Genomic DNA, 12,731 nt, shown 5'->3' on the forward strand with positions numbered 1-12,731 from the left:
ATTATGCCTTCTTGCCTAGTTGTATTTTATTCTAGGGTCAGCCACTGCATATAAAATATCCGCTAAGAGATTCGCAAGCAGTACACAAATTGACAACAGCATTGTACTTGCAATAACCAAAGGGTAATCTCGGTTTAAAATGGATTGATAGATCAAAGTGCCCATGCCCGGCCATGAAAATACCGTTTCTGTCAAAATGGCACCCGATAAGATAAAGCCTAACGATGAGCTGAGCAACGTGATCACAGGAATCAAAGCATTTCTAAGTGCATGTCTGTAAACCACAAGCTTCTCGCTCAACCCTTTGGCTCTTGCCGTCCGAATATAATCTTGCTTGATCACCTCTAAAACAGATGATCTCGAATACCTCATAAAAGAGGCCATTTGGAGGAAAGAAAGTACAATTACAGGTAGCATCATATGGTGCACAACATCCCAAAGAAGTCTTATACCTGTATATCCCGAACCGATTGTTTGCATCCCTGATATTGGAAAAAGTTTTAGATCAAAGGCTAAAAACTTAATCATCAATAGCGCAAAGAAAAAGGCAGGCAACGACATCCCAATAAATGCAAATATCGTGGCTATATAGTCAAATTTCGAATACTGCTTTGTGGCTGAAATAACACCTAGAGGTACTGCAATTACTACACTTAAAGTTAAGGATAGCACCGACAACAGAAGTGTGTTTCCGATTCTTCTCGTGATGATGTCCACCACGGGTTCTTGATAACGAATAGAATAACCCAGATCTCCTGTCAACGCTCTCGAAGCCCACTTTGTATATTTTACAGGCAACGGATCATAGTAACCTATATTTTGAAGCATATTTTCAATTTCTTCTGTTGGCGTATTCGGATCTATCATAGCCGAATACGGATCTCCTGGCGCAAGGTGGATCAACGAAAAAATGATAATTGAAACGCCTACGAGCACAGGTATCATCAACAAGAGCCTTCTAATAATATATTTGTACATTTACAAACCTCACAATGCTAATCTTTATTGTCATCCTTCTAATCTTCAAAATACCATTTCTCTGTTTGATAATTAATGCCAAGTAAGCTGTTAGGTGTCACTTGAACCCCTTTGAGCTTGCCATTAATTGCCATACCTTGATGCCAATGATAGAGATATACAATCGGCAACTCTTCATTCAGGATTTTAGAGATTTCAAAATAGATTGGTTTTCTGTCTTCAATGCTCAATAGTTTGATGCCCTGTTCAGAGAGTTCATCCACTCTGCTGTTTGAAAAGCGGCTATAATTGGTGCCGTTTGGCGGTGCAAAAGCACTGTTGTATTGCATTTTCATGTCGCCTGCCACACCATTTTTATGTGCTGCAATGTAGAGTTCAAAATCACCACTCTTCATATCCGCAAGCATTGTACTGTATTCTGAAATTTGCAAATCCACTTGAACCCCAATTTCTTTGAGGGATTGCTGAATAAATGGTGCTATATTTTCCACTTGCTTGTTCCCAGAATAGTATTTAAGCGTAAACTTCACAGGTTTACCGTCTTTATACATTTGTTTATCATTTGCTTTGTACTGCCATCCTGCTTCTTCAAGCAATTCTATTGACTTTTGAGGATTGTACGAATATGTGTTTAGACCCTCTTTAGGATTCGCCCAAAAATCTGGTTGATAAGGGACATTCGCCACAGTTCCGTAGCCATAAAGAATATCTCTGACGATGGCTTCTCTATCAATTGCGTACGCAAAAGCTTGTCTAACTCTCTTATCATTTAAAATTTCAACACTGTTGTTGACGCCTAAATTCATTGCTGCATCAAAGGATATCGTATCCACGAAGATGCCTGAACTCTTATAGTACTCTAAATCATCTGGATTCATTTGTTTAACCGCAAGGATGTCCACTTCATTGTTGATAATTTGAGTCTGAGCAGTTTCTGGGTTAGCCACTTGAATGATATATTTGTCCACATGCGGTCTGCCGTTCCAGTAAAGATCATTTGCAACCATTTCTACATATTGATCGGGTACAAACTTAGAAATTTTAAAAGCGCCTGTTCCCACTGGATTTCTTAAAAGCTCTGTTTGCTCCGCTGCCTGCTTAACAGGAATATCACCCCAGACGTGTTTAGGAATAATGAGAATGCTTGTACACAATCTTTCCATCATCGTTGCATCCACGTCTTTTGTAGTGATGGTCACTGTATTTGGATCAACGATTTCAACACCACTGACGCCATCAGCTGTTCCTGTCATGTACTCATCTGAACCAGCGATTGCCTTGCCGATTGCACTATATGGCCCCGTATAGTCTGGATGGCATATAAATTCAAAAGTGAATTTCACATCCTCTGCAGTAAAGGGCTCGCCATCATGCCACTTCACGTTTTCTCTCAATTTAAAGGTCAATGTCTTTTTATCTTCCGATACTGAAAAGCTTTCAGCTAAGCAAGGTTCAAGCTCATTGACCATACTTTTTCTAAGCAGGCCTTCGAACATGACCTCCATCTCATAAACGTCAAAACTGTTGCTTTGCAACACGGGATTAAAGATGCCCGGTGCAGTTCCAAAAGCAGCATATCTTACAGTACCACCTTGTTTAATCCCAGTTTCCGTTGTCCCCTCTGAATTATTGGCTTCAGTGCTTGCTGCTGGTGTTGCTGCAGATTGATCTTTAGAATCAGCCTTGCTTGAGCACCCCATCATCATAGCCGCAATACAAATTACTAACATACTTAGAGTTAAAATCCTTTTCATAATTGTTTCCCCCTTTTAATTTTATACCTTAAAGGCTCCTTAATTTTGTAGTTTATGGCCTTTAAACCTTGATATTGGCAACCGTCTGCCTGATAAAGTACTCGAATATTTTATAGTGATGATCTTTATCCTTTGTCATGGATTCTGGATGCCATTGAACCGCTAACTTATAATTCCCCTGTTCTGATTCAATGGCCTCTATGACATCATCGCTTGCTTTAGCGATCACCTTAAAGCCACGTGCCAACTCTTTTATGCACTGATGGTGAAAGCTGTTGACCATAATGCCATCATCATAAATCGCTTTAAGAGCGGATGCCTCAGTCAGCGCAATTTTATGTGCTCTACCGCACCGCCTAGAATCCTGCCAGTGTTTAATTGTACCTGATTCTACATATGATAAGTCTTGATACAATGTGCCCCCAAAAGCAACATTGAGTATTTGCAGACCGCGGCAAATGCCAAACATCGCCTTATGATGCTGTTCAGCGTATTCAATCGCATATAGATGGAATTGATCGAGTTCTGGCTCAATATATCCTAATTTTGGCAAGGGTTCTTCATTGAAATACTGTGGACTCACATCAATTCCCCCTGTTATAAGCAGACCATCTACTTGCATAATCAATTTTTCAATTACCGATTTTTCCTTTAAAAAAGGAATAATTAAAGGTATGCCACCTGACATTTCAATGGCTGTTATATACTCTTGATTTACAAATGTACGTTCTAGTCCTGGAAATTTGCCATCTTTCTGTAATAAATTATTAGCCAATACACCAATTATTGGTTTCATAAAAGCATTTTCCTCCTACTTTCAAGTTGTCTGTGTAACAATTCTTACTCCACTCTTATTTATAGCAATTGTCATACCAATTTGAACTTTTTAGACATATTTCTCAAAATTCTGATAACTCGTTATTGAAAACTGCTCTTTTCAATCGTTTAGCGCCTTGAGCACATAAAAAAGCTCTCTTTTTACCAAAGAGAACTTCTCAATAAATACAAAAGTTTATGTCATTTACAAATTAAATAGGTTTAATAGGTTACCACAAACTCTTTTTAATAACCCATTCCATAAAAACTTTGCCTTTTTCAGTGATAACAGACCCCTTTCTCCCTTTGTATGAGATGACAAAATTCAACTGATTGAGCACATTTAAAATGCGCCTTATTTCACCTTCGCTGATATCACTATAGGTGATCTTAAGCAATTCTTCAAGACCCTGCCTTCCAATGCCCTTACCTTGAAGGTTGCTCTGCTTAATGATCGACATGAGATCATAGCATCTTTTTAATCCCACCACATCCTGTATTTCTTGTACTTCATCTTTAAAGTCAGAATCTTTATCCAATAAGTAATAGGGCAAGTTGTCCAAATGCACTTCACGATCGTGAATCAACCCAATATATGCGGCTACATTTTGAAGTTCGCGAATATTACCCGGCCATGGATACCGCAATAAAAACGCTTTTACCTCATCACTGAGCACAATGTGCTTGTCTTTGTCTATAAAATGACTGAGCAAGGGAATAATATCAGCTTTCCGCTGACGAAGCGGGGGAATATTTATCGGTAACACATTGATTCTATAATAGAGATCCTCTCTAAATTCACCTTTTCGGACCATTTCATATAGGTTTTTATTGGTTGCAACGATGACTCTCGTGTTGATTTCTATCACGCGTTGAGAGCCGATTCTCATCACTTGTTTCTCCTGTAAAACTCTGAGTAATCTCGTTTGCAAAGACAACGGCATATCCCCGATCTCATCTAGAAAAATAGACCCATTGTTTGCCAATTCGAACATGCCTGCTTTACCTTCCTTCAAAGCACCCGTAAATGCACCACCTTCATAGCCAAACAATTCGCTTTCAAGCAAATTTTCAGCAAAAGCGGCACAATTTGCAGCAATAAAAGGATGATATCCCCTTGAAGATTCACTGTGTATGGATTGAGCCAACATTTCTTTTCCAGTACCGCTCTCTCCAGAGATAAAAACCGTCAAATCGGAATTGGCAATCTTTTTTGCCAGATCTATACACGCTTTCATAACACTTGAATCCGTCTTAATCGCATCAAAAGTATAACGCGTTATAAACCCTTTATTCCTAAGCTTTTTTCTCAAATTCTGCTCAAGCGTCTTGATATAAGTGACTTCTTGAAAATTATAATAATACCCATAATTTTCGTCTAAGTACATCGTTCTGGATTTATTGATAATCACATACTTTTCTTCGTATTCGATCAATTCTTCAATCAACACTTCTCTATTGAGTATTTCCAAAGTCTCTTGATCGAATAAAACATCCAATTTCATATTTATGATATTTTGCTTAATGTTGAAGATCTTTAAAAATGCATTATTGGCAATTAAAATAGTGTTTTCATTATTGGTCAGCATAATGCCTTCACTGGATAAGTTTACAATCGTATCCAGTTGTTCATTTTTAATATAGAGTTGCCGAATCTGGCTTTTGATACCACTTTCAAATGTAATGATGGATTCCGTGTAATCAATGAGTTTCTTCGTAATTTCCTTATCGGAAATCTTCAGTTTATCTATAATCTGGATAAAGGAAGCCATGTCAATATAACGATTTCCAATATCAATGATGTTTTTTATATTTTCAGGTACTTTTCTTTTGACATTTGGTGTGATTGCAATCTTGATATCTTCATAGGTCATGCCACTCTCAAAAGGCACTAAATTAAGGTGATCAATGCCAATTTGATATAAAAGTGTCACCGTTTCAAGCGTGGTTTCTATATTGTCATTTACCACGAGAACCTTGGTTCCAGGAGGAATTTTAAAAATGGGATATAAGGCATCTTCTTTTACAGTTCTTCTCAAGACAATAATGGGTTTGTTCTCTTTCAAATGTTTCTGTGTCTTGATCGCTCGCTCCTCTGTCATCACCAACACGACATCATCTTCTATAAGATCATCCTCTTTCAAACCATTCAAGTAATAAAAATTTATTTCAGTTTGATTGCCAAAGACAATTTTCAGATTGTTTCTGAGGAAAGTTTCAAGTTCCGTTTTGACATCAATTATTACAGCAATGCTTTTCATCTAATCACCCCATCCCATAAAATCTATATGAATTTCTTATTATTTAAGCTCAATTTCAAGAGCATCGCCCTAACCCTTTGTAATTCACTGTAGTAAAAATTTTTATAATTAAACATATTACAGTAAAATAAATTACAATAAAATATGTTATAATATAATAATGTATTATAATAGAAAATAATATAATTAATTGGAGGTCAATATGAATGATTACAACTACTTGGAACAAGTCACCAATTTTTGCAAACTACTTCCTGACTTGTATACATCCGACATCGCAGTTACTGTAACAGATCTTGAAAAACACTTAGTTATAATACAACCGAAGACTTTTAAATTTAATGCAAATGTCAACGACCCCATACGAAAAGGCGGCGGACATGAAAGGGCAATTAAAACAAAGCAAACGGTTATTGCCAAGCTTCCCACCGAACTCTTCGGCTTCTCAGTCGCCACACATAGCGCCCCCATTTTCAACGAAGAAACCGGAAAAGTAATTGGCGCTATTTCAATTGCAATCTCGCAGGAAAGGGAATCCGCCATTATGGGAATGGCCTCTGAATTACTCAGTTCTTCAAAGACTATGGAGACCTTTTCTCACAACTTATTTGACTCCTCTAACAAGCTCTCCCAAAAATCAAACGATATGAACTCTAATATAGCTGCTGTCACTGATGAAATCCATAAAATGGATAATATTATCGGCTATATTAAATCTGTTTCCGAAACCTCCAACCTACTGGGGCTTAATGCCTCAATAGAAGCTGCCAGAGCTGGGGATGCTGGACGCGGATTTGCAGTTGTCGCCGAAGAAATGAGAAAGCTTGCCATCAATAGTAAAGAATCATCTGTGGAAATCTTAAAGTCCTTACAGGATTTAAAAAGCAATATCAATGACTTAATATCAGGTATTCAAGAGTTCTCAGAAATCAGTGCAAGCCAATCCAACCAAACTGAAAATATATCAGATGAGAGCAGACAATTAAATCTACTCTCAAAAAAACTTGCAGAATTTTCTAAAGAAGTCCTTTAAAAAAACTACCACTTGTCCTCTAAAATGGTTTTACGCTTAGCTTCAAACTCGGCCTCAGAAATGAGGCCGTCTTCTTTAAGCGCATTTAATTGTCTCATTCTGGTCTCGAAATCTTCACTTTTAGGCGCCTGACTATCCATTGTTTCGATGTCCATTTCAAAAGTACTTATGCCCTTTTCACTGAAGACATTATAGGCATGCATAATGGTTATTCCAAGAGCAGCCAAAGTCCAAATCACTCCAAATAAGCCAAATAGCCTCAATTGAGATATTCCAATAATCACAAATACAATACCCATAACCATTCCAATTATAGATTGAGATTTACTCGGTTTTACTCTGCTACGTCTAAACATATTTCCTCCTATGTAATATCATGCATTTTATTTTCAGGGTTTAAAACCCACTCAGCTCATTATACACGATTCATGTGACATTTTAAACAACACACGTCTCATGTATTCACGATTTGCATTTAGCAAAATACACGCTCTTATACGCTCTAAGTCATCCATTTTATTATGTACTCAAATAAATCAATTTTATTAAAAAATTCGGGTATAAATCATACATCAAACAAAAAACGTATTAATAGATTACTGATGGAGGCACTTATGTTTAATCCCAAAAAAAATCTTGTCCGGCTTTTAATTGGTCTTGTCATTGTAGTGGTGCTCTTATTTGGTAAAGGCATTAACCTGATTACCGATTTTCTATGGTTTAAATCCATTCATTTTGAGAGTGTATTTTTGACAAGACTCTTTACGAAACTCTCTCTCTTTTTACCTATTTGGCTGTTTTTAGGCCTATTTTTGACCATTTATTTTCGCATGATTTACAAATCATATCTCGCTTACCCTAGACTGCACGATGTCACTGTTAAGAAAAATCCAATCAAGCAATACAATGCCCTTGTGGGATTTGCCATTGGTGCATTCTTTTCCCTTGTGATTACCAACAGTCTATGGCTTGATTTTCTCAAGATGATCAACGGCGTTTCATTTAACCAAACCGATCCAATTTATCATTTAGATATCAGCTTCTACATCTTTGTGCTCCCTTTTTTAAGGACGCTGATGGGGCTCCTAATCGTTTTTTTGGGATTGATCATTTTGGGGACTGCTCTACTTGAATTTATACTGATCAATCAAAGGTACCCCAATGTTATGGATATTACAATGGAGACCATCTCCAACAGTTTAAAAGGACCTTTTTTGAGAAGTCTCTTTAAAAAGATCAGCTACCTGCTTGCCTTTTGCTTTTTATTGCTCAGCGGTTTTTATTTAACCAATACTTTTGAATTGCTGTATTCCACACGCGGTGTGGCTTTTGGCGCCAGTTATACAGACATCGCTGTCACCCTTTGGTCTTACCGCACATATGCTCTACTCGCAGTCGTTTCGGCAGCGTTGACGTTATTCGCATTTCATAAGAACAAGCTGCGCCTGTTTGCTTTGGGCCCGATCATGATTATAGTGGCAGGGATTGTATTTAGCGTTGCAGGCGCCATCGTTCAACAACTTATTGTCGAGCCCGATGAAATTTCCAAGGAAACAGAATACTTGAAATACAATATTGAATTCACTCAAAAGGCCTACAACCTTGATGCTGTAGACCTTGTGGAATACCCCTATGCGGAAGATCTGACACAGACCTCTATTCAGAAGAACGATGAAACCATAAAAAATATTCGCATTAACGATGCGAGACCCCTTAAGCAAACCTTTAATCAGATTCAAAGCATCAGACTCTATTATGATTTTTATGATATTGATGTGGATCGCTACAAGATTAATGGCGAATATACCCAAGTGTTCATAACCCCTAGGGAACTCAATCAATACAAACTGGACAACAAGGCCATGACTTGGCTCAACCAATATCTCAAATATACGCATGGCTACGGGATCGTTATGTCACCAGTGAACAGGGTTACAGATGAAGGACAGCCCGAACTCCTCTTCAAAAATATTCCGCCAATCACAGATACGGACCTTCGAATCACACAACCAGAAATATATTTTGGCGAACAAACAGAAAAGTATATTATCGTGGGCTCTGGTGAGAAAGAATTTGACTATCCCAGTGGTTCGGATAATGTGGAGACGATGTATTCAGGCAGTGACGGCATTTCGCTTCACGGTTTAAATCGCTTATTATTCGCCTATAAAGAACAGAGTCTCAAGCTTTTGGTTTCTAATAACGTTACCCGTGACAGCAAAATCATTATCAATCGCAACATTATTGAACGCGTCAATGCCATTGCACCGTTTTTAAAATATGATTCGAATCCCTATATTGTCCTAAATGACATGGATGGCAAACTGTACTGGATCATCGATGCCTATACAGATACCCCCTACTATCCTTATTCTCAAAGGTTTGACTTCCAAGAGGATTCCATCAACTACATTCGCAATGCTGTAAAAGTCGTTGTGGATGCCTATGACGGCACGGTTCATTTTTACACTTTCGACGACAAAGATCCCCTGATTCTGACGTATAAACACATCTTCCCAAAATTGTTTTCCGACAGAGAGGATTTCCCAGAAGGTCTTGAAGCACATGCAAGGTATCCACAAAATTTATTCGATTTACAAGCCTCAGTCTATCAAAAATATCACGTGGACAATCCTGTTGTCTTTTATAATGGTGAAGATGTTTGGGATCTTGCCACTGAAAAATACATGGACAATGTTCAAACCATGGCCTCAAATTACGTGATGTTTAAAATTGAAGACAAGGCCGAATTTGCCTTAATTATGCCATATACGCCGAAAGGTAAGCCCAACATGACTTCGCTATTGGTGGCTCGGAATGATGCCCCACATTACGGAGAAGTCTTTCTCTATAGGTTTCCAAAGGATAAAACAGTTCAAGGCCCAATTATGATTGAGTCTAGAATTGACCAAGATTCGCTTATTTCCCCTCAGTTTACACTTTGGGGGCAACAAGGCTCCAGTGTACTCAGAGGCAACCTGATCGTCGTACCCATTGAATCGTCACTCTTGTATGTGGAACCCATCTATATACAGTCTGATAATGCCGATAGTCTTCCCGAAATGAAACGCGTCATCATTGCATACAAAGATCAAATTGTCATGGAGAGCACCCTAAAAGCGGGGCTCGATCAACTCTTTGGCAACAAGCAGCAACAAGACTTGACACTTCAGACGATTGAAACTTTAATCAAACAGATTGATCATAAATTTGAACTCACTAAAGAGTCCATTGATGAGCTCGAGCAATTGTTGGAAGAACTCAAAAAACAGATTAAGTAAAATCGACAATTCTTCTCCTTATAAAGTTTCAAGTTGAATGCCAACTCAAAAAAGACCTCCTCCAAGTGAGCCTTTAATGCGTCCCCTCTTTGACGGCCTATACCTTCAAAGAGGGGACGTATCCTTTTAAGTCTGACTTTTAGAGATCGATTCAAGCCTTCTAAAGCAAGCACTTTTTAAGAAAGATCAGTCCTGCACAGCATAGTGCCATAAGAGTTTTGCAGTGTTCTCTATTGCTTTAACATGTGTTCTTTCATAGTGATGTGTGCTGTCAACGCCTGGTCCAATACAGGCAAAATTCACATTAAAACCTTGCAATACCCCTATACTCGCATCTGAACCATATCGGTTGTAGACATCCACATGATGATCTATGTTGTTTTGGACGCAAACTTCTGCTAATGTTTGTCTCAATTTATAATCATAGGGTGTTCTGCTGTCTTTTGCCGCTATTGAAACCGCAAATTCAGTACTTGTTTGTCTCGGTCCCACTGGACCTATATCTATGGCAATCAAGGTATCTGTTTTAGGGGGGATATAACTCACGCCATGTCCAATTTCTTCATAGTTGCTGATGCAGAAATGGAGTGTGTATTTTGGCGTTAACCCTTTTTCTTTAATCGATTTGCAAAGTCCTAAAATGATGGCAACTGCAGATTTATCATCCAAATATCTCGATTTGATAAAGCCGTTTTCACATTGTACATAACGCGTTTCAAACGATACAAAATCACCCACATTAACGCCGAGAGCACGTGTCATATCCGCATTATCCGTCACAGCATCTAAGCGTACCTCAACCGTTTCGTCTGTTCTCTCCATTGTCCTTACCAATTCTGAATCAATGTGAATTGAAGCGTGAATAGGCATTAGACTGCCTGTGATTGGCACGCCATTGTTTCGATGGACCAAGACATTCTCACCTTCCACAGAATTCCATGAGAATCCACCAATTTGAGCCAATAGCAATCTGCCATTGGGTTTAATTTCTTTTACGATTGCACCCAGTGTATCCACATGCCCTGAGATCATTTTTTGCGCCTCATCGTCAACGCCCTTTATAGTCACCATTAGAGCGTTTTTATTGGTTCGAGAGACTGAATATCCCATGCGAACAAACTCTTTCTCAATATAAGCGGTACAAGATTCTGTGAAGCCACCCGGGCTTGGAATTGCCATTATTGCTTCCATACATTCTAAAATATACGCCATTTGTGTTTCCATATGCACTTTCTCCTTTTATTCATTTTATAAAAATAATTTAAAGCCATGCTTTAATGGCTTATTTGTCAGAATGGCCCAAATCAAAACAGCCATCATTTCATACACATTTTAGATTTGAACTCTTGCCATCAAACAAGTATAATATATCAATACTTGTAAGCAAAACAAGCCACTATTATCGGTGTGAGTATAAAAATATAGAGCCTTTGGTTTTGGGGGTGAAGTTTATTTATAATCAAAAGTTTAATCGGGAAGAATATGCCCTAACAAGGCAAACTTTTTTAAAAGTTTTTAGCGCTGTCGGCGAACTGCAATGTTATAAGCGTGGCACAACGATCCAGATTGCCTTTGGCGAAGAAATCATGTTGATTACTGGTGGTCGTGCCAAAGTCATGGCCTATAGCGAAAACGGACACTCACGACTCCTTTATATACTCTCTTCAGGCGATTTATTTGGAGAGATCGATTCCTATGTTGAGCACAGTCCTGATATCGATGTGATTAGTCTGACAGACATACAAGCAGTTATGATTCCTACACAGCTCTTCAAGGCCACTCTTTTAGCACGTCAAGGACTCTACGATCATTTAATCCTGAGTATTATAAGAAAGTATCAAATTATTAGGTCACAACTTTCTGATACTGCTTTCAGAGACTCTCACGGCAAAATAGCGGCCCTGTTGTTGCGGATTTGCTCACAAGAAGGTATCTATCGCAATGGTTATTGTGAATTTCACTATTTAAAGCATCATGAGATCGCATCGTTGGCCGGCTGTTCACGTGTTACGGTTACGCGTATACTGCATGATTTTATCAGTCAAGGCATTCTCGGTATTGAGAAGGACAAGATGATCCTCTATAGTGAAGCCTTGCTCAGGCAGCAACTTGTCCAAGGCACTCGCAATTAAAGTATATCCTATAACAACAATTATAACGATTCTATGCATAATAAGTTGTAGTCTAGGATACCAAATTTATTTTTTTTTAAATTTCAGCCTACTCTTTACAATTTTGTCCTTGCTTTTCTAAACATTACTTGGTAAAATGGACGTGCGTTAAGTTAAAAACTAATATTCTTAATAATGTATCTTTCAACGCTGATAATTATGACCACTTCTTTATTGAGGTGAAGGCCATACGGACAGCCGGGTCAAATGCCGATTAGCAACTTTAGTTGCTTTATTGATTGAGTTAAAAGCTCAAATTTTATAAGTTGGTTACTTTATAACCAGTGTATATGCACATCAACTTGTGAAACAGTCAATAAGAGTGGTAAAAGTAATTAATTGCTGTATAGACTCTGATGATACTAAATATATTTTGAATATTGATGATGAGACGTATGTCTGGGTGCTTTGTCGCTACAGATGAATGTATCTGTTTT

General features: G+C 38.1%; 9 protein-coding genes. 3 read left to right on the plus strand and 6 right to left on the minus strand.

Translation table 11 applies throughout. The features are described 5' to 3' along the window. Positions 1–15 precede the first annotated feature (15 nt). From ISU02_RS13915 to ISU02_RS13930, 4 genes are all read right to left on the minus strand, one after another. Complete coding sequence (locus ISU02_RS13915; RefSeq protein ID WP_194702450.1) at positions 16–978, minus strand: ABC transporter permease; 963 nt, start codon at positions 976–978, stop codon at positions 16–18. A gap of 38 nt (positions 979–1,016) precedes the next feature. Then, on the minus strand, positions 1,017–2,732 hold the full coding sequence (locus tag ISU02_RS13920; protein ID WP_194702451.1) for an ABC transporter substrate-binding protein: 1,716 nt from the start codon (positions 2,730–2,732) through the stop codon (positions 1,017–1,019). 61 nt (positions 2,733–2,793) lie between these two features. Next, the gene (locus tag ISU02_RS13925; protein WP_194702452.1) at positions 2,794–3,528 is read right to left on the minus strand and encodes a gamma-glutamyl-gamma-aminobutyrate hydrolase family protein; all 735 of its coding nucleotides are present in this window, start codon (positions 3,526–3,528) and stop codon (positions 2,794–2,796) included. A gap of 250 nt (positions 3,529–3,778) precedes the next feature. Further along, complete coding sequence (locus ISU02_RS13930) at positions 3,779–5,809, minus strand: sigma-54 interaction domain-containing protein (RefSeq protein WP_194702453.1); 2,031 nt, start codon at positions 5,807–5,809, stop codon at positions 3,779–3,781. Positions 5,810–6,011: 202 nt separating this feature from the next. Between ISU02_RS13930 and ISU02_RS13935 the strand changes: the two genes are divergently transcribed. Further along, on the plus strand, positions 6,012–6,842 hold the full coding sequence (locus ISU02_RS13935; protein ID WP_194702454.1) for a methyl-accepting chemotaxis protein: 831 nt from the start codon (positions 6,012–6,014) through the stop codon (positions 6,840–6,842). A gap of 5 nt (positions 6,843–6,847) precedes the next feature. Here ISU02_RS13935 and ISU02_RS13940 read toward each other — a convergent pair whose 3' ends face one another. Next, the gene (locus ISU02_RS13940; protein WP_194702455.1) at positions 6,848–7,198 is read right to left on the minus strand and encodes an SHOCT domain-containing protein; all 351 of its coding nucleotides are present in this window, start codon (positions 7,196–7,198) and stop codon (positions 6,848–6,850) included. A gap of 258 nt (positions 7,199–7,456) precedes the next feature. On the opposite strand from ISU02_RS13940, the gene ISU02_RS13945 reads away from it, so the two are divergent. Further along, positions 7,457–10,123: a UPF0182 family membrane protein gene (locus tag ISU02_RS13945; RefSeq protein WP_194702456.1), complete on the plus strand. Its 2,667-nt coding sequence runs from the start codon at positions 7,457–7,459 to the stop codon at positions 10,121–10,123. A 186-nt stretch (positions 10,124–10,309) separates the two neighbouring features. Here ISU02_RS13945 and ISU02_RS13950 read toward each other — a convergent pair whose 3' ends face one another. Then, positions 10,310–11,347: a M42 family metallopeptidase gene (locus tag ISU02_RS13950; RefSeq protein ID WP_194702457.1), complete on the minus strand. Its 1,038-nt coding sequence runs from the start codon at positions 11,345–11,347 to the stop codon at positions 10,310–10,312. A 218-nt stretch (positions 11,348–11,565) separates the two neighbouring features. Here ISU02_RS13950 and ISU02_RS13955 point away from each other — a divergent pair, with 218 nt between their 5' ends. Further along, the gene (locus ISU02_RS13955) at positions 11,566–12,255 is read left to right on the plus strand and encodes a Crp/Fnr family transcriptional regulator (RefSeq protein WP_194702458.1); all 690 of its coding nucleotides are present in this window, start codon (positions 11,566–11,568) and stop codon (positions 12,253–12,255) included. The last annotated feature ends 476 nt before the right edge of the window (positions 12,256–12,731 follow it).

It is taken from the genome of Fusibacter ferrireducens (assembly GCF_015352425.1).
In the GTDB taxonomy this organism is placed as follows: domain Bacteria; phylum Bacillota; class Clostridia; order Peptostreptococcales; family Acidaminobacteraceae; genus Fusibacter_A; species Fusibacter_A ferrireducens.

What these genes read in the sequence shown, in the direction of transcription:
- ISU02_RS13915 (WP_194702450.1), bottom strand. Translation starts at nt 978, where the DNA reads ATGTACAAATATATTATTAGAAGGCTCTTGTTGATGATACCTGTGCTC.
- ISU02_RS13920 (WP_194702451.1), bottom strand. Translation starts at nt 2,732, where the DNA reads ATGAAAAGGATTTTAACTCTAAGTATGTTAGTAATTTGTATTGCGGCT.
- ISU02_RS13925 (WP_194702452.1), bottom strand. Translation starts at nt 3,528, where the DNA reads ATGAAACCAATAATTGGTGTATTGGCTAATAATTTATTACAGAAAGAT.
- ISU02_RS13930 (WP_194702453.1), bottom strand. Translation starts at nt 5,809, where the DNA reads ATGAAAAGCATTGCTGTAATAATTGATGTCAAAACGGAACTTGAAACT.
- ISU02_RS13935 (WP_194702454.1), top strand. Translation starts at nt 6,012, where the DNA reads ATGAATGATTACAACTACTTGGAACAAGTCACCAATTTTTGCAAACTA.
- ISU02_RS13940 (WP_194702455.1), bottom strand. Translation starts at nt 7,198, where the DNA reads ATGTTTAGACGTAGCAGAGTAAAACCGAGTAAATCTCAATCTATAATT.
- ISU02_RS13945 (WP_194702456.1), top strand. Translation starts at nt 7,457, where the DNA reads ATGTTTAATCCCAAAAAAAATCTTGTCCGGCTTTTAATTGGTCTTGTC.
- ISU02_RS13950 (WP_194702457.1), bottom strand. Translation starts at nt 11,347, where the DNA reads ATGGAAACACAAATGGCGTATATTTTAGAATGTATGGAAGCAATAATG.